Source organism: Krasilnikovia sp. MM14-A1259 (assembly GCF_047159535.1).
Classification (GTDB): domain Bacteria; phylum Actinomycetota; class Actinomycetes; order Mycobacteriales; family Micromonosporaceae; genus Actinoplanes.
The window spans coordinates 3,183,828-3,200,277 of sequence record NZ_BAAGAJ010000002.1; the positions used below are offsets into that span (position 1 = coordinate 3,183,828).

A 16,450-nucleotide genomic window follows, 5' to 3' on the forward strand; every position below is an offset into this window, starting at 1 on the left:
TCAGCCGGACGTGGTGTTCATCGCGTTCGCCAGCGACACCAGCCGGGTCGACATCTGGTCCACCTGATCCGGCTTCGCGTCCTTCGGGAACGTGAACTTCAGCGTCTGCAGCTGGGCGGCCTGGCTGAGCCACGAGATTTCGATGCTGGGCCCGTGCCCGCCCGACCCCCGGGACACCAGCCGGTATCCGGCCCGACCCAGGCCCTTGACCTTGGTCGCCTTGGCGGGCATCAGGTCCTTGAGGAACACGTCCGCGTCCGCCGACGTGCTCTCGACCACGGACAACGCCAGGTTGGGGTAGTCGCCGTTCTCGGTCTGCACCACGCAGGTGGAGGTGTCGTCGACCTGATCGGAGCCGGCCACGGTGAACGTGACGCCGATCTTGTCGCGGATGAACGCGTAGTCCCACAGGATGCAGGCACCGCCCGCGGACGCGGCCGGCTGCTCGACGACCTGCACCGGGGGCGGGCCCGGGTCCGCGGCGGCGCGCGAACACCCGGCGAGGGTGCACAGGACGATGCCGGCGCCGAGCGCGGCAAGACGCGAACGCACGAGGTCCTCCCGATGGAATCGGGCACACCGTACTTCGCGGGGAACGGCGAGGGAATACCGGGTCAGGCACCATCGACGTACGGACAGTGACGGCAGCCGCGGCCGCAACAGGTGCCGCGGTCGGCGAGGAATCCCGCGGTGAGCACGAAGAGGCCGGACTCCGGATCCAGGTAGCCGGGCCGGCCCTCGGCCAGGGCCGCGGCGTGGGCGGCGAGGATCTCGGCGCGGCGCGGGTGACCAGGGGCGAGCCGGGACGGGTGCGGCTCCGTCAGCGGGCGCGGCGCCAGGGGCTTGCTCTCGAACGCCACGCGATGCACGCTATCACTTGACAGCCCTTGTCAAGTAGGTCGACGATGGGCCCGTGCTCACTCGCGGCGAGTTGGTCGAGCAGATCGTGCAGTTGCTCGATGTGCGGCTGCTCGACCCCCTCGACATCCTGCTCGAGGGAGACGACGCGGTCGCCGCGTTGCGCCGCATCGTCCGGATCCGGGCCGCCCGGTGGGCGGACACGATGCGCGGCGCCGACGAGGACGCGGCCGTGCGCGCCGCCGCGCGCCTCGTCGCGACGCTCTACCCCGGTGACCGCGCGTTCGATCCGCCGTTGGACTGGTGGCGGACCCCGTTGGGCCAGACCGTTGCCCGCCAGGCCGGGCACCCGGCCGCCGAGCGGGTCTCGTACGCCACGGCCGGTGCGATGCTGGGCATCAGCCGCCAGGGTGTGCACGACCTGATCAAGCGGGGCCGCCTGCCCCGCCATCCGGACGGCGGGGTGCCCGCCGTGGCCGTCCGCGACCGCCTGCGCGCGCGGGATTCCGGGAGCAGCGAAGGGGAAACACATGATCAATGACCGTCTCGTCGATGCCGGGGACCTGCCCGTCGCCGTCCGCGACTTCGGTGGCGACGCGCCGCCACTGGTGCTGCTGCACGGCGCGGGCGGCAACCTCGCGACGCTGACCACGCTGGCCCGGGCCCTGCGGCCGCGGCACCGGGTCGTGACCATGGACCTGCGCGGGCACGGCCGCTCGGGCGACGGCCCGTGGTCGTGGGAGGCGGCGCTGGGCGACATCGCCGCGGTGGTCGTGCAGCTCGGCCTGGAGCGCCCAGCGGTGGTCGGCCATTCCCTCGGCGGCATGCTGGCGGCCCAGTGGGGTGCGCGGCATCCCGAATCGCCCGGCGTGGTGAGCCTGGACGGCTGCCCGCCGCCCGCCCGCCCCGATCGGCTTCCCGGCCTCGACCCGGAGAAGGCCTCCGCCGAGCTGGCCCGGCTGACGCACGTGTTCGACGCGGTGCACGCCGGCATGGGTCGCACGATCCCCGCGGGCGAGCTGCCCGACCTGGTGGAACGCGAACAGATGGCGGCACGCGACATGGGCGCCAACGAGAAGGTGTGGATCGAGGGGTTCCGGCGCAACCTGGCCCACGTCGACGGTGAGACCACGACACGCCCCTCCGCTGCGACCGCCGGTGAGCTCCGCGGGCTGATGACCGGCCTCGACCTGGCCCCGGTGTACGCCGCGATGCCCTGCCCGCTGCTCGTGGTGCTGCCCACCCGCAACCTGCCCGAGGAGGAACCGTTCGCCGACCTGTACGCGGCGCACCGCGACTTCCTCACCGAGCAGGTGGCGGGAGCCGCCCGGGCCAACCCGCGGGTGCAGTACCTGCACCTGCACGACGCGTCCCACGCGATGGTCATCGAGCAGCCCGAGCCGCTCGCCCAGCTGATCGGGGACTTCCTCGCACAGGCCGGGTAGACCGGTCAGACCCGGGTGGTGTCCTGTTCCACGGCAAGCGGGCGGGCCGCGCGGGAGGCGTACAGGCCGAGCGCGATGGCCACCAGCACCACCAGCAGCGCGTTCAGGATGCCGACGTGCTGCGCCAGGAAGCCGATCAGGGGCGGGCCGGACAGGAACGCCGCGTACCCGATCGAGCCCGCCACGGAGACCCGGATCGCCGCGCGGGCGGGATCGTCCGCGGCGGCGCTCATTCCCACGGGGAAGCCGAGCGAGGCACCCACGCCCCAGAACAACGCCCCCACCAGGGCCACCGGCACCGCCAGGCCGGAGACCACCAGCAGCAGGCCGATCAGCGCGGACACCGCGGTGACCCGCAGGACCGGGACCCGTCCCCAGCGCTGCAACGCGTGACCGCCGAACATCCGGCCCACGGTCATCGCGGTCACGAACATGCCGAAGCCGATCGCGCCGAGGGTCTCGCTCGTGCCGTACCCGTCGACGAGGCTGATGGCGAGCCAGTCGTTCGCCGAGCCTTCGGTGAAGCCGAAGCCCAGCATGATCAGGCCGATGAGCAGCGTGCGCGGCTCCCGCCAGGTCTGCTTCACGCCGGCGGGGCTGCGCTGCTCCGCATGCTCGACGGCCTGCGGCAGGAACTGCCGCACGATGATCACCTGGACGGCGGCGGCCAGCGCCGCGGTGACCCAGAGCTGGGTGGACACCGCCACCCCGGCGGTCGCCGCCAGGGCGCCGGCCCCCGCACCGGCCACGGTGCCGAGGCTGAACCCGGCATGGAACCGGGGCATGAGCGTACGGCCGAGCCGGCGCTCGACGTCGGCCCCCTCGACGTTCATCGCGACGTCCCACGTGCTGTTGCCGGCACCGGCGAAGACCAGGCCGAGGCCGGCCAGCGGCACCCAGCCCAGCGCGGCACCGGCCGCGAGCAGGATCAGGCCGAGCACGACCGACATGCTGCCGAGCAGCACCGCGCGGGCCGGGCCGGTCCGGTGCACGAGGGGGCCGGCCAACGGGATCGAGGCGATCGCAGCCGCGGACAGGCACAGCAGCAGCAGGCCGAATCCGGCCGGGGACAGGTGCAGGTCGTTGCGGACGGCGGGCGCCCGCGCCAGCCATCCCGCGAATGCGAGGCCGTTGACGGCGAAGGTGACCGCGACGGCGACCTTGGCGCGTTCGAGTCGGGTGCGGTCTCGCACGTCTGTGCTCACCTACCCAACTTACTCGTTAAAGTAGCGGCCGCCCAGTGCTTATGCAGCATGACCACAACTGCTACCCAGTCTTGGTGGAAAAGCTGCACCGAGGGCCGACTACGCGAAAGAGGCAGCCGCAGAAGACCTGCGGCTGCCTCTTTCACCAGTACTTGAAATCCGCCGGCCCGGGGGGCCGCCGATCACGGGGCCCGGGCGGGCAGGCTAGCTGCAGCCGGACGTGGAGCCGCAGCCCTCGCACACGTAGCAGCTGCCCGCCGGGCGCATCTTGGTGCCGCACGTGAAGCACAGCGGCGCGTCCGCGGACGTGCCGAGCACGACCTCCACCAGCTCGGTGGACGAGCCGACCGACGCCGGCGCCACCTCCGCGGCCGGGGCGGGAGCCGACGGGGCGGACGCCGCACCGACCGGAGCCGACACCGGAGCGGACGCGGCCATGCCGGCCAGGTCCATGTCGGCCGCGGCCGCGGCCTCCGCCTGGATCTGGGCCGCCCGCTCCTTGGCGGTGAAGATGCCCAGCTCGGCGCGGGTGTCGTACGGAAGGAAGTCGAGCGCCAGCCGCCGGAAGATGTAGTCCATCACCGACGCCGCCATGCGGATGTCCGGGTCGTCGGTCATGCCCGCCGGCTCGAACCGCATGTTGGTGAACTTGCTGACGAACGTCTCCAGCGGGACGCCGTACTGCAGGCCGATCGAGATGGCCACGGAGAACGCGTCCATCACCCCGGCCAGCGTCGAGCCCTGCTTCGACATCTTGAGGAAGACCTCGCCCAGGCCGTCGTCGGGGTACGACGACGCGGTGAGGTAGCCCTCCGCCCCGCCCACGGAGAACGACACCGTCTCGGACGGGCGCTTCTTGGGCAGCCGCTTGCGGACCGGGCGGTACTCGATGACCTTCTCGACCGCCCGCTCCACCACGGCGGGCACCTCGGCGGCCGCGGCCTTCGGCTTGGCGGCCGACAGCGGCTGCCCGACCTTGCAGTTGTCGCGGTAGATGGCCAGCGCCTTGAGGCCCAGCTTCCAGCCTTGGAAGTGGATGTGCTCGATGTCCTCGACCGTCGCCGACTCCGGCATGTTGACCGTCTTGGAGATCGCACCCGAGATGAACGGCTGCACCGCCGCCATCATCCGCACGTGGCCCATCGGGGCGATCGACCGCTCCCCCATGGCGCAGTCGAACACCGGGTAGTGCTCCGGCTTGAGACCGGGGGCGTCGACGACGTTGCCGTGGTCGCCGATGTGCTCGACGATCGCCTCGACCTGCTCCTCCGGGTAGCCGATGCTGCGCAGCGCGCGCGGGACGGTCTGGTTGACGATCTGCATCGAACCGCCGCCGACCAGCTTCTTGAACTTGACCAGGGCCAGGTCGGGCTCGATGCCGGTGGTGTCGCAGTCCATCATCAGGCCGATGGTGCCGGTGGGCGCCAGCACGGACGCCTGGGCGTTGCGCCAGCCGTTCTTCTCGCCGAGCTTGTTGCCGGCCTGCCACTGCTTGGTCGACTCGCGGACGATCGCGGTGGCCACGGCGCCCTGCGGGCGGATCGCGTCGTTGGCGGCGGCGTGCTTGCGCATGACCCGGGTGTGCGCGTCGGCGTTGCGGGCGTACCCGTCGTACGCGCCGACCACGCCGGCCAGCTCGGCGGAACGCCGGTACGCGGTGCCGGTCATCAGCGACGTGATCGCGGCGGCCACGCCCCGGCCCGCCTCCGAGTCGTACGGCAGGCCCGACGCCATCAGCAGCGCGCCGAGGTTCGCGTACCCGATGCCGAGCTGGCGGTACGCCCGGGTGGTCTCGCCGATCTTCACGGTCGGGAAGTCGGCGAAGCAGATCGAGATGTCCATCGCGGTGATGACGAACTCGACACTCTGGACGAACTTCTCCACCTCGAAGCCGCCGTCGGCGGTCAGGAACTTCATGAGGTTGAGCGACGCCAGGTTGCACGACGAGTCGTCCAGCGACATGTACTCCGAACACGGGTTGGACGCGGTGATCCGCCCGGTCTCCGGGTTGGTGTGCCAGTCGTTGATCGTGTCGTCGTACTGCAGGCCGGGGTCGGCGCACTCCCACGCGGCATGAGCGATGTCGCGGAACAGCTTGCGCGCGTCGATGCTCTCGATGACCTCGCCGTTGAGCCGGCCGCGCAGCTCGAACTCGCCACCGGAGTCCACGGCACGCATGAACTCGTCGCTGACCCGGACGGAGTTGTTGGCGTTCTGGTACTGGACGCTGACGATGTCGGAGCCGCCCAGGTCCATGTCGAAGCCCGCGTCACGCAGCGCGCGGATCTTGTTCTCCTCGCGTGCCTTGGTCCAGACGAACTCCTCGATGTCGGGGTGGTCGACGTCGAGGATGACCATCTTCGCCGCCCGCCGGGTGGCACCGCCGGACTTGATCGTGCCGGCGCTGGCGTCCGCGCCGCGCATGAAGCTGACCGGGCCGCTCGCGGTGCCGCCGGAGGTCAGCAGCTCCCGGCTGGAACGGATCCGCGACAGGTTGACCCCGGAGCCGGAGCCGCCCTTGAAGATCAGCCCCTCCTCCTTGTACCAGTCCAGGATGGAGTCCATCGAGTCGTCGACCGACAGGATGAAGCACGCGCTGACCTGCTGCGGCGAGGAGGTGCCGACGTTGAACCAGACCGGCGAGTTGAAGCTGAACACCTGGTGCAGCAGCATCCAGGTGAGCTCGTGGTCGAAGATCTCGGCGTCGCCCGGGGTGGCGAAATAGCCGTGCTCCTCGCCCGCCTTGCGGTAGGTCCGCACGACGCGGTCGATGAGCTGCTTGAGGGACCACTCGCGCTCCGGGGTGCCGACCGCGCCCCGGAAGTACTTGGTGGTGACGATGTTCGCGGCGTTGACGCTCCAGTAGTCGGGGTACTCCACCCCGCGCTGCTCGAAGTTGACCGAGCCGTCGCGCCAGTTCGTCATGACGACGTCGCGACGCTCCCACTCGACCTCGTCGTACGGGTGGACGCCCTCGGTCGTCCATACCCGCCGGAGCCGCAACCCGCTGACCGCAGCGCCCCCGCTGCTCGCGCGTGTGCGCTGCCGTCCTGCTGCCATGCCGTCACCGGCCATGTGGTGTTCCCCCTCGTCGTGCCCCGCGACTGCCCGTCGCGACGCTGATGTGTCTTTTCGCTGTCTGATGCTTCAGTGCGGCCGGGCGACGGCCGCATCGCTGATCTTGGGCGGCCGGCCGGTGGGCCGGGCCGCGACGGCGTGCCGCACGGCCGCCTCCCGCGCCGTGGCGGCCTCGCGCAGGGCGTGGATCTCCACCTCGAACTCGTCGAGCGAGTCGAACGCCTTGTAGACGCTGGCAAACCTCAGGTAGGCGACCTGGTCCAGCTCGCGCAACGGGCCGAGGATGGCCAGGCCGACGTCGTGGCTGGGCACCTCGGCGGCGCCCTTGGCGCGCACGGTCTCCTCGACCTTCTGGGCCAGCACGGCGATGGCGTCCTCGTCCACGGGACGACCCTGGCACGCCTTGCGCACCCCACCCATGATTTTCGTACGGCTGAAGGGCTCCGTGACGCCGCTGCGCTTGACCACCGCCAGCACCGCCTCCTCGACCGTCGTGAACCGCTTGCCGCACTCGGGGCAGGATCGACGACGACGGATCAGCTGACCGTCCTCGGCCTCACGCGAGTCGACCACGCGCGAGTCCGCGTGCCGGCAGTACGGGCACCGCACCGCAGTCCTCCTGTCGCCGGGTAAGGTCACCTGTCCCCAGGCACGCCGAACAGCAGCACGGCCATGATCAAAATCGGCCCGCACTGTGTCTGAGCGTGTGGAGAAGCTGGGGCCTCAACCCCAACTTGTGGATAACTTACACCCTTGTAACTACTAGATGTTGGGGTCGACGTTAGGCCGATGCGGAAGCCGACGCAAGTTCAACGGCGGGTCGGCGCGCCGATATTTCCGGCCCGGTGCGACGGGGGTTTGCGGCACCGCACGACCGGTGCCGTGCCGGTTACGGGCCGCATCACCGGCGTCCCGTTTTCAGCCCGGGTGGGCCGTTTTCCGGGCCTCGCCGTGATGCGCGACATAGCCCGGGACGGCCCGGGGCGCACCGTGCGACGCCGTGGTGAACAACACCGCGCTGGCGAGCGCGGCAAGCGCCAGGAAGAACAGGAACACCACGATCTGCCCTCGCCGGGTCAGCCGCAGCGGCGGCCGGTGCACACCGCGCGACACCACATCGTTCGACACCATGGCGTCACCCCTCTCGTACGGACGTTCGATCGAACGTCCGTACGAGGGTCTACCAGAACATGTGTACGGAAGTCACGCACGTACGGGCGACACGCCGCATTCGACGTCGTACAGATGTTTGAATATGTCGTACCGCGCCGATACGGTTCTGCGACAAGAGGGGTCAGCCGGACGAACGCCTATCCCCACGGGCGATTCCGGCTCCGCGACGCACCACGTGCCGACAGGCACTGGCCGACAGGAGGGCGGACGGACGTGTCGACCGACGACCGGACGAGCCGGCAGCATCAACCGGGCAGGAAGCCCGAGGCCACCAACCCGGGGGCGGCCATGCGCCGCCGGACGCCGAGCCGGTCCCGCGGCGGCGAGCCGCAGCTTCGCGCCGTGACGCCGGTGGTCAGCCAGCTCCCCGAGCAGATCACCACCGAGCTGACCGCGCGCCAGCGCCGCATCCTCGAGTTCATCCGCGACTGGGTGGACCGGTATGGCTACCCCCCGAGCGTGCGTGAGATCGGCGAGGCGGTGGGGCTGGTGTCCCCGTCCAGCGTGGCCTACCAGCTGAAAGCTCTGGAGAACAAGGGCTTCCTGCGCCGCGACCCCAACCGGCCTCGCGCGGTGGACGTGCGCACCCCCAGCGAGCTGGTCGACGACGAGGCGTTGCGCTCGGCCCGGCCCACCCCGGCGTATGTGCCACTGGTCGGGCGCATCGCCGCCGGTGGCCCGATCCTCGCCGAGCAGGCGGTCGAGGACTTCTTCCCGCTGCCGCGCGAGCTGGTCGGCGAGGGTGACGTGTTCATGCTGGAGGTCAAGGGCGACTCGATGATCGACGCCGCGATCTGCAACGGGGACTGGGTCGTCGTGCGCCAGCAGCCGACCGCCAACGCGGGCGACATCGTCGCCGCCATGATCGACGGCGAGGCGACGGTGAAGAGCTACCGCCAGCGCGACGGGCACGTATGGCTGATGCCGGCGAACCCGGCCTTCGATCCGATCCCCGGTGACGACGCGACCATCATGGGCCGGGTCGTCGCGGTACTGCGCCGCGTCTGACAGCCCGCTCCGCGGGTCCCGTGTGGTTCCGACCCCTTCCCCGGTCCGGACCGTGCGGGGCCCGCGCTGATCGCCACCAGGCCGGTCCGCCGTGGGCCCGGGCCGTCAGAACCCGAGCCAGTCAGAACCCGAGCCAGTCAGAACCCAGACCAGACAGAACCCAGACCAGACAGAACGCAGACCAGACAAAACGCAGACCAAGTCAGCATGCGGGTCAGGCGGAACTCGCTCGGCAGACCAACGGGTCAGCTGGGCTCGGAGCCGAACCAGCCGTTCTGGGCCGGGTTACCGCCGGCCGGGGGTGGGGCGGCAGGAGGTGCGCCGTAAACGCCGCCGCCGGGGCGCCCAGGATTTCCGCCACCCGGTCCGGGGCGGCCGGGAAGCGGTGCGGGTCGGCCCGCGGGCGGCGCCGGGCGTCCACCGCCCGGTGGCATCGGACGCCCGGCCGGGGGCGGGCCCCCGTGCGGCACCGGACGGCCCGGGTGCTGGCCCGGTCGACCACCGGCTGGTCCTCCGCCCGCGCCGGGGTAGACGCCGCCACCGCGTGGGGGCGTCGACGCAGCGGGCGGTGCGCCGTACATGCCGCCGGGCGGCGGTCCACCGCGGTTCGTGCCGTACGTGGGGCCTGCGCCGCCTGGCCCGGCGCCCAGCGGCGCGGCCGGGCCGCCCACGGACAGCAGCTCGGTCTCCGCGTCGGTGGGCAGCGGTCCGGCCGACGCGGTCGCCGGGGAGACCGGTCCGAGTGCCGCCCGCTTGCGCGAGCGCATGATGCCGGTCACCCCCAGCCCGACGAGGAGGGCACCGAACAGGCCGACACCGCCGACCATGTACGTCAGGTCCTTCAGGCTGAGGTCGGAATACCAGGCCGGGCCGTTGCTCGGCGTGGCGGACTTCGCCTTCGCGGCCGCGGTGACGACCTCGACCGCCGGGGCATACCGCTGGATGTAGTTGGGCGTCTCCGCGCCGACCGACCCCATGTCGGAGACGGTCACCAGGGACTTGCCGTCGGGGGTGAAGGAGATCGCCTCACCCCACGGCTCGTTCGGCAGCGGCGTCTGGCGGGGGGTGCCCTTCAGCGCGGCAACCACGTCACCGCCCTTGACGTCCCATTCGAACGCGTCCGCATACGTGCGGATGACGACCTTGGAACCGTCGGGCGAGACCGCGGCTCCGGTGGCGAGCAGGCGTCCGATCGGCCCGAGCGGGTTGGCGGTCGCGGTCCCCGGCAGCGACACGTCGCCGACCCGGCGCATCGGCACACCGTTGGCGGTGTCCGGCTTGAGCGCGGCGGCGGGCTTGTAGAGGCCCGCCTTGCCGGACTCCTTGGTCACCACGACCGGGATCCCGTCGCCATCGACGAACAGGCCCTCCGCGTCCTTGGCGCCGTCCGGATAGCTGAGCCGGTACAGAACGGGTCGCTTCGACCCGCTCGCGGGCATCTTCCAGAGCACGATCGTGGTGCGCTGCTTGTCGTTGTCGCCGATGTCGCCGATCCACAGCGTCTTCTGGTCCCGCGAGAGCGCCATGTCCTCGGTGTCGCGGGGGCCGTTCCCGGTGTACCCGACGTCGTTGACGACCTTGCAATCCTGGTCGAGGTAGAAGACGCGCTTCAGGTTCTCGCGGTCGGAGCTGTCGTTGACCGTGATGTAGCCGTCCTTGGTGGCCACGAGGCCGGACAGCTCGGTGAGCCGCGGGTCTGTGATCTTGCACACCTTCTTGCCGGGCTCGGCCTTCACGTCGGCGGCCACCGCGGCCTGCTCGGCGTGGGCGCTGCCCGCACCGACCATCACGAGGCCACCAGCCACGATGATCGAGCACACGAGACGCCGCATCGGACCAGTGTCGCACGCGGCGTCGCGTGACGGTGTGATGCGTGGATCAGCCCAGGTGAACACGCCAGTCGTATCCGTTTTGCCCGAATGCTCAGGCCCGGTACGCCGCCAGCTCGGCCGCGAGCTGCTCATCCACCCGGACCCGCAGCTCCGTGCCCGCCTCGGTGTGCGCCGTGGTCAGCACCTGCCCGTTGCGATGGATGCGGGCCACCAGGTCACCCCGGTCGTACGGCAGCACCACCCGCAGGTCCAGCGCCGGCCGCGGCAGCCGCGCGGCGATCGCCACCTGCAACTCCTCGATCCCCACCCCGGTACGCGCCGAGACGAACACCGCGTCCGGCCAGATCCGCTTGAGCCGCAGCAGCGTCTCCTCGTCCGCGGCATCGACCTTGTTGACGACCAGCAACTCGGGGATCCGGTCGGCGCCCACCTCGCCGAGCACCTCACGAACCGCCACAACCTGGCCCTCCGGGTCGGGGTCGGCGCCGTCGACGACGTGCACCACCAGGTCGGCGAACGCCACCTCCTCCAGCGTCGAACGGAACGCCTCGACGATCTGGTGCGGCAGATGCCGGACGAAGCCGACCGTGTCGGACAGCGTGTAGACCCGCCCGTCTTCGGCCGCGGCTCGGCGGGTGGTCGGGTCCAGCGTGGCGAACAGGGCGTTCTCCACCAGCACCCCGGCCTGGGTCAGCCGGTTGAGCAGGCTCGACTTGCCCGCGTTGGTGTAGCCCGCGATGGCGACCGCGGGCACCCCCGCCTGGGAGCGGCGCGAACGCTTGGTCTGCCGTACGGTGCGCATCGCTTTGATCTCGCGCCGCAGCTTGGCGATCCGGTGGTTGATCCGGCGCCGGTCGGTCTCCAGCTTCGTCTCACCGGGACCGCGCAGGCCCACGCCGCCACCCGCACCGCCGCCCCGGCCGGAACCGCCGGACTGCCGCGACAGCGTCTCGCCCCAGCCGCGCAGGCGGGGCAGCAGGTACTGCAGCTGGGCCAGCTCGACCTGAGCCTTGCCCTCGCGGCTCTTGGCGTGCTGGGCGAAGATGTCCAGGATCAGTGCGGTCCGGTCGACGACCTTGACCTTGGTCTGCTGCTCCAGGTTGCGCAGCTGCGACGGGGACAGCTCGCCGTCGCAGATCACGGTGTCGGCGCCGGTCGACACGACGATGTCGCGCAACTCGTCGACCTTGCCGCGGCCGATGAAGGTGGCCGCGTCGGGACGGCTGCGCCGCTGGATGAGGCCCTCCAGAACCTGCGAGCCGGCGGTTTCGGCGAGCGCGGCGAGCTCGGTCAGCGAGTTCTCCGCGTCGGCGGCGCTGCCCTCGGTCCACACACCGACCAGGACGACCCGCTCCAGACGCAGCTGCCGGTACTCGACCTCGGTGATGTCGGTGAGCTCGGTGGAGAGCCCGGCCACCCGCCGCAGCGAGTGCCGCTCCTCCAGCTCCAGATCACCGGTGGTGACGTCGGGTTCGTAAAGATCGGTTCGCAAAAGGGTGACCTCCTCGGCCCGATGGTGGCACGCCACACGTCGAGGCGCATCCACATATCGGGGCCGGGCGTTGTCGATTGGTGTCTAACTCCTCAGTAACCACCGGATTGGTTGTCACTATTCCGCAAGCGCAAGAATGCGATGACGTACCCGCCAACGCCGGAGGGCAAACCGTGTTGACCACCCGCCTGCCCAGTGCAGGATTCTCGATCACGATCCGCATCGCCGTGACCGCCGACGCGTCCTCGATCGGACGGCTCACCACCTGCGTCGGTGAAGCCGGCGCGATCGTGACCGCGCTGGACGTGGTCGACTCCGACCCCACTCGCGTACTCGTCGACCTCACCTGCGACACCGCCGACTCGGGCCACGCCGATCAGGTGGTCAAGACGTTGCAGGGCCTCGAAGGGGTGGACGTCCGCAAGGTTTCCGACCGGACGTTCCTGCTGCACCTCGGCGGCAAGATCGAGGTGTCGTCGAAGGTGGCGCTGCGCAACCGCGACGAGCTGTCCCGGGCGTACACACCCGGGGTGGCCCGGGTGTGCATGGCCATCGCGGAGAACCCCGCCGATGCGCGGCGGCTCACCATCAAGCGCAACACGGTCGCGGTGGTCAGCGACGGTTCCGCGGTGCTGGGCCTGGGCAACATCGGGCCGGCCGCCGCGATGCCGGTGATGGAGGGCAAGGCGGCGCTGTTCAAGCGGTTCGGCGGCGTCGACGCGTGGCCGGTGGTGTTGGACACCCAGGACACCGACGAGATCGTGCAGATCGTGAAGGCCATCGCCCCCGCGTACGGGGGGATCAATCTGGAGGACATCGCGGCGCCGCGGTGCTTCGAGATCGAGATGCGGCTGCGCGAGGCGCTGGACATCCCGGTCTTCCACGACGACCAGCACGGCACCGCCATCTGCGTACTGGCCGCGCTGACCAACGCGCTGCGCGTCGTGGGCAAGCAGCTCGCCGACGTCAAGGTGGTCGTCTCCGGGGCCGGGGCCGCCGGTACGGCGATCATGAAGCTGCTGCTGCGCCAGGGCGTCGGCGACATCATCGCGTACGACCGGCTGGGCGCCCTGCACCGCGGCATGCCGGATCTGACACCGACCTGGCGGTGGCTGGCCGAGCACACCAACCGGGACGGCTACGAAGGCGACCTGCCCGGAGCGATCGCGGGCGCGGACGTGTTCATCGGGGTCAGCGCGCCGAACCTGCTCACCGGCGACGACATCGCCAAGATGGCCGACAAGTCGATCGTGTTCGCGCTGGCCAACCCCGACCCGGAGGTGGACCCGCGCGCCGCCCGCCGGCATGCCGCGGTCGTCGCGACCGGGCGCTCCGACCAGCCCAACCAGATCAACAACGTGCTGGCCTTCCCGGGGGTGTTCCGGGGGATGCTCGACGTCAGCGCGGAGGAGTTCACCGAGGAGATGGCGCTGGCCGCGGCCATGGCGATCGCGGACGTCGTCGGCGAGGACAAGCTGAACCCGACGGTGATCATTCCGAGCGTCTTCGACTCCCGGGTCACCCCGGCGGTGGCGGCCGCGATCCGGGCCACGGTGAAGGGACACCCGGCCCCCACCGGGCCGGGCGCGATGCTCCCCGAGGACCTCGACGGGGCCCCCGCCGAGACCTTCTAGCGCGTGGCCCACATCGGCTGAGGGGCACCGCGGCGCGTGAGCGGGCGCTCCTCAGCCGGGAAACGCGCGGGTGGCCCAGCCGGTCAGCTCGCCCAAGCGGTCGGTGATCACGCCGGACACCCCGGCTGCGACCAGGCCGGGCCACTGGGCAGGGTCGTTCGCCGTCCACGCCATCACCGCCACCCCGACGTCGGCCAGCGCGGCCACGGTGCCGGGTTCGGCCAGTACGTCGGCCACGGACGGGTTGCAGAACGCCACACCCAGCTCCTTGGCGACCGCCACCTGGTCGGCGTCGAACGGCTCGCGCAGCAACCCGCGGCGGACGTCGGGCACGGCCTCACCGGCGCGCTGCACGACTTCGGGGTCGAAACTCTGCACGACCGTACGGGCCAGCAGGTCCCGCTCGGCGACCAGACCGAGGATGGCCCGCACCTGCTCCAGGGACGCGGGCGGCTTGATCTCCACCAGCAGTTCGATCTCCGCGTACGGGCGCAGCAGGTCGAGCGCCTGTACCAGGGTCGGCACCGGGGTGCCCGCATAGGCCGGGGAGAACCAGGAGCCCGCGTCCAGCGCGGTGAGCTCGGCGGCGGTCCGCTCCCAGACGTGGCCGGTGCCGTTCGTGGTGCGTTCCAGCGTGCGGTCGTGGATGACCACGGGTACGCCGTCCGCGCTGGTTCGCACGTCGAACTCGATGAACGTGGCGCCGGCCAGCACCCCGGCTGCCAGCGCGGGCAGGGTGTTCTCCGGGGCGACGGCGGAGTATCCGCGGTGCGCGACCCGGTGCAGAACCGCCATCAGCGCCGGGCCGCCGCGGCGGCGAGGGCGGCCGGATCCACCTCGCCGGAGGCGACCAGCACCGCAGGGCCGGCCAGCCACCAGCGCCCGTCGGCGTCCGCGGTGACGGTCAGCCGGCCGCCGAGCACGTCCACGGCCACCACGCCGGTGTCGCGTCCCGCCTCCCGCAGCGCCACCGCGCCCACGGCCAGCGCCCCGGACCCGCACGACTGGGTCTCGGCGGAGCCGCGCTCGTACACCCGCATGCGCACGTGCAGGTCCGTGCCGGCCACGGGCTCGGCCTCCGTGACGAACTCGACGTTCGTGCCGTCCGGGAACACGCCCGCGTCGAACGCCGGGGCCACCGACAAGTCCAGGCCGTCCAGCGGCACGCCGTCGTGCAGCCCGCAGACCAGGTGCGGGTTGCCGCAGTTCACGGCCACCCCGGGCACGGTCAGCGCGCCCACGGTGGCGGTGCTCGCCGCGTACACCCGGGGGGTGGTCATGTGAACGCTGATCTCGGACGGACCGACCAGCGCACGCACGACGCCGGCCCGGGTGGCCACCGGCAGGACCTCGGATCCGGTCGCGGCCAGGCCGCTGGCCACCAGGTACCGGGTGAAGACGCGGACGCCGTTGCCGCACATCTCGGCGGACGAGCCGTCGGCGTTCCAGTAGTCCATGAACCAGTCGGCGTCGGCGGCCATCCCGGCAGCCTCGGGGTGCTTGGCGGTACGCACGACCCGCAGCACGCCGTCGGCGCCGATCCCGCGATGCCGGTCGCACAGCGCGGCGACCAGCTCGGGGGTCAGGTCGAGCGACCCGTCGGGGTCGGGCAGGAGGACGAAGTCGTTGCCGGTGCCGTGGCCTTTGGTGAACAACACGCGGTCCATCATCGCGCAGCCGCCGCGAGCACGGCCATCGCGGCCTCGCTCAGGCTGTCCGACGCCCCGTCGAGCCAGTGCACCCGCGGGTCGCGGCGGAACCAGGACCGCTGGCGGCGTACGAAGCGCCGGGTCGCCTGGATCGTCTCCTGCTGGGCCTGCTCCTCGGTGAGCTGCCCGTCGAGCTGCGCCAGGGCCTGCTGGTAGCCGAGCGCCCGGCTGGCCGTACGGCCCTCGCGCAGGCCTTGGCCGGCCAGGTCGCGGACCTCGTCGAGCAGCCCGGACGCCCACATCAGCCGCACCCGCTCGGCGATGCGCCCGTCCAGCTCGGCGGTGTCCCGGTCGACGCCGACCTGGACGGAGTCGTAGAACGGCACCGGGTCGGGCAGCGCCGCGGTGAACGGCGCCCCGGTCAGCTCGATCACCTCCAGTGCGCGCACGATGCGGCGGCCGTTGCTGGGCAGGATCTTCCCGGCGGCTTCGGCGTCCATCGTGGCGAGGCGCCGGTGCAGCACGCCAGGGCCGGCCTCGGCCAACTCGGCCTCGAGGCGGGCGCGGATCAGCGGATCCGTGCCGGGGAACGTGAATTCCTCCAGGACGGCACGCACGTACAGGCCGGAGCCGCCGACCAGCAACGGAACCCGGCCGCGGGCGAGGATGTCGTCGACCGCCGCCCGGGCCAGCCGCTGGTACTCGGCGACGCTGGCCGGCTCGGTCACCGGCCAGATGTCGAGCAGGTGATGCGGCACGCCCGAGCGTTCGGCGTCGGTCAGTTTGGCCGTACCGATGTCCATGCCGCGGTAGAGCTGCATCGAGTCGGCGTTGACCACCTCGCCGCCCAGCTCACGGGCCAGCGCGATGCTGAGCGCCGATTTGCCGGCGGCAGTGGGTCCGACAACGGCGACGACCCGCGGAATGGGAAACAACGGCACGCCGCCACCGTAGGACACCATATGGTCACGGTCATCCGAGGGCGCTTCCCCGGAACCGGGTTGGACCTGTGACAATGCGCGAGAAAGAATGCCGATGGAAGGTTTGGCGTTCAACTGCGCTATGGCGGTGGTTGT

The 16,450-nt window shown here is 71.3% G+C and carries 15 protein-coding genes; 4 read left to right on the forward strand and 11 right to left on the reverse strand.

Going from position 1 to position 16,450, the window contains the following annotated elements:
- Positions 1–552: a hypothetical protein gene (locus ACMCNK_RS14005; protein ID WP_412736847.1), complete on the reverse strand. Its 552-nt coding sequence runs from the start codon at positions 550–552 to the stop codon at positions 1–3.
- A 62-nt stretch (positions 553–614) separates the two neighbouring features.
- On the reverse strand, positions 615–860 hold the full coding sequence (locus ACMCNK_RS14010) for a DUF5522 domain-containing protein (RefSeq protein ID WP_412736848.1): 246 nt from the start codon (positions 858–860) through the stop codon (positions 615–617).
- Between the two features lie 53 nt (positions 861–913).
- Here ACMCNK_RS14010 and ACMCNK_RS14015 point away from each other — a divergent pair, with 53 nt between their 5' ends.
- Positions 914–1,399: a hypothetical protein gene (locus ACMCNK_RS14015; protein ID WP_412736849.1), complete on the forward strand. Its 486-nt coding sequence runs from the start codon at positions 914–916 to the stop codon at positions 1,397–1,399.
- Positions 1,389–2,303, forward strand: a complete 915-nt coding sequence (locus ACMCNK_RS14020; protein WP_412736850.1) for an alpha/beta fold hydrolase — start codon at positions 1,389–1,391, stop codon at positions 2,301–2,303. The genes ACMCNK_RS14015 and ACMCNK_RS14020 overlap by 11 nt, the downstream gene beginning before the upstream one ends.
- A gap of 5 nt (positions 2,304–2,308) precedes the next feature.
- Here ACMCNK_RS14020 and ACMCNK_RS14025 read toward each other — a convergent pair whose 3' ends face one another.
- The 4 genes from ACMCNK_RS14025 to ACMCNK_RS14040 form a co-directional block, all read right to left on the reverse strand.
- The gene (locus ACMCNK_RS14025) at positions 2,309–3,508 is read right to left on the reverse strand and encodes an MFS transporter (RefSeq protein WP_412736851.1); all 1,200 of its coding nucleotides are present in this window, start codon (positions 3,506–3,508) and stop codon (positions 2,309–2,311) included.
- A gap of 204 nt (positions 3,509–3,712) precedes the next feature.
- Entirely contained in the window at positions 3,713–6,583 is a 2,871-nt protein-coding gene (locus ACMCNK_RS14030; protein WP_412736852.1) for a vitamin B12-dependent ribonucleotide reductase, read from the reverse strand.
- A gap of 72 nt (positions 6,584–6,655) precedes the next feature.
- A complete protein-coding gene (nrdR, locus tag ACMCNK_RS14035; RefSeq protein ID WP_412736853.1) occupies positions 6,656–7,195 on the reverse strand; it encodes a transcriptional regulator NrdR in 540 nt (179 codons plus the stop codon).
- Between the two features lie 309 nt (positions 7,196–7,504).
- Positions 7,505–7,717: a hypothetical protein gene (locus ACMCNK_RS14040; protein WP_412736854.1), complete on the reverse strand. Its 213-nt coding sequence runs from the start codon at positions 7,715–7,717 to the stop codon at positions 7,505–7,507.
- A gap of 255 nt (positions 7,718–7,972) precedes the next feature.
- Here ACMCNK_RS14040 and lexA point away from each other — a divergent pair, with 255 nt between their 5' ends.
- Entirely contained in the window at positions 7,973–8,767 is a 795-nt protein-coding gene (gene lexA, locus ACMCNK_RS14045) for a transcriptional repressor LexA (RefSeq protein WP_412736855.1), read from the forward strand.
- 245 nt (positions 8,768–9,012) lie between these two features.
- Here lexA and ACMCNK_RS14050 read toward each other — a convergent pair whose 3' ends face one another.
- Positions 9,013–10,599, reverse strand: coding sequence for a hypothetical protein (locus tag ACMCNK_RS14050; RefSeq protein ID WP_412736856.1), 1,587 nt, complete (start codon positions 10,597–10,599; stop codon positions 9,013–9,015).
- 91 nt (positions 10,600–10,690) lie between these two features.
- Positions 10,691–12,091, reverse strand: a complete 1,401-nt coding sequence (gene hflX / locus ACMCNK_RS14055; protein WP_412736857.1) for a GTPase HflX — start codon at positions 12,089–12,091, stop codon at positions 10,691–10,693.
- Positions 12,092–12,264: 173 nt separating this feature from the next.
- Between hflX and ACMCNK_RS14060 the strand changes: the two genes are divergently transcribed.
- Positions 12,265–13,725, forward strand: a complete 1,461-nt coding sequence (locus ACMCNK_RS14060) for an NAD-dependent malic enzyme (protein WP_412736858.1) — start codon at positions 12,265–12,267, stop codon at positions 13,723–13,725.
- A gap of 51 nt (positions 13,726–13,776) precedes the next feature.
- Here the strand turns inward: ACMCNK_RS14060 and ACMCNK_RS14065 are convergent, their stop codons facing one another.
- The 3 genes from ACMCNK_RS14065 to miaA are packed head-to-tail and all read right to left on the reverse strand — an operon-like array spanning position 13,777 to position 16,336.
- Positions 13,777–14,520: a glycerophosphodiester phosphodiesterase gene (locus tag ACMCNK_RS14065; RefSeq protein ID WP_412736859.1), complete on the reverse strand. Its 744-nt coding sequence runs from the start codon at positions 14,518–14,520 to the stop codon at positions 13,777–13,779.
- Positions 14,520–15,392 carry a diaminopimelate epimerase gene (gene dapF / locus ACMCNK_RS14070; RefSeq protein ID WP_412736860.1) on the reverse strand — a complete coding sequence of 291 codons (873 nt, stop codon included), beginning with the start codon at positions 15,390–15,392 and terminating at the stop codon, positions 14,520–14,522. Before dapF ends, ACMCNK_RS14065 begins: the two co-directional genes overlap by 1 nt.
- A complete protein-coding gene (miaA, locus tag ACMCNK_RS14075; protein WP_412736861.1) occupies positions 15,392–16,336 on the reverse strand; it encodes a tRNA (adenosine(37)-N6)-dimethylallyltransferase MiaA in 945 nt (314 codons plus the stop codon). The genes dapF and miaA overlap by 1 nt, the downstream gene beginning before the upstream one ends.
- Positions 16,337–16,450 lie beyond the last annotated feature (114 nt).

Excerpts from the sequence above, each read along its gene's own strand:
- ACMCNK_RS14030 (WP_412736852.1), bottom strand. The coding sequence starts at position 6,583 with ATGGCCGGTGACGGCATGGCAGCAGGACGGCAGCGCACACGCGCGAGC.
- ACMCNK_RS14050 (WP_412736856.1), bottom strand. The coding sequence starts at position 10,599 with ATGCGGCGTCTCGTGTGCTCGATCATCGTGGCTGGTGGCCTCGTGATG.
- ACMCNK_RS14020 (WP_412736850.1), top strand. The coding sequence starts at position 1,389 with ATGATCAATGACCGTCTCGTCGATGCCGGGGACCTGCCCGTCGCCGTC.
- ACMCNK_RS14040 (WP_412736854.1), bottom strand. The coding sequence starts at position 7,717 with ATGGTGTCGAACGATGTGGTGTCGCGCGGTGTGCACCGGCCGCCGCTG.
- miaA (WP_412736861.1), bottom strand. The coding sequence starts at position 16,336 with ATGGTGTCCTACGGTGGCGGCGTGCCGTTGTTTCCCATTCCGCGGGTC.
- ACMCNK_RS14065 (WP_412736859.1), bottom strand. The coding sequence starts at position 14,520 with ATGGCGGTTCTGCACCGGGTCGCGCACCGCGGATACTCCGCCGTCGCC.
- dapF (WP_412736860.1), bottom strand. The coding sequence starts at position 15,392 with ATGGACCGCGTGTTGTTCACCAAAGGCCACGGCACCGGCAACGACTTC.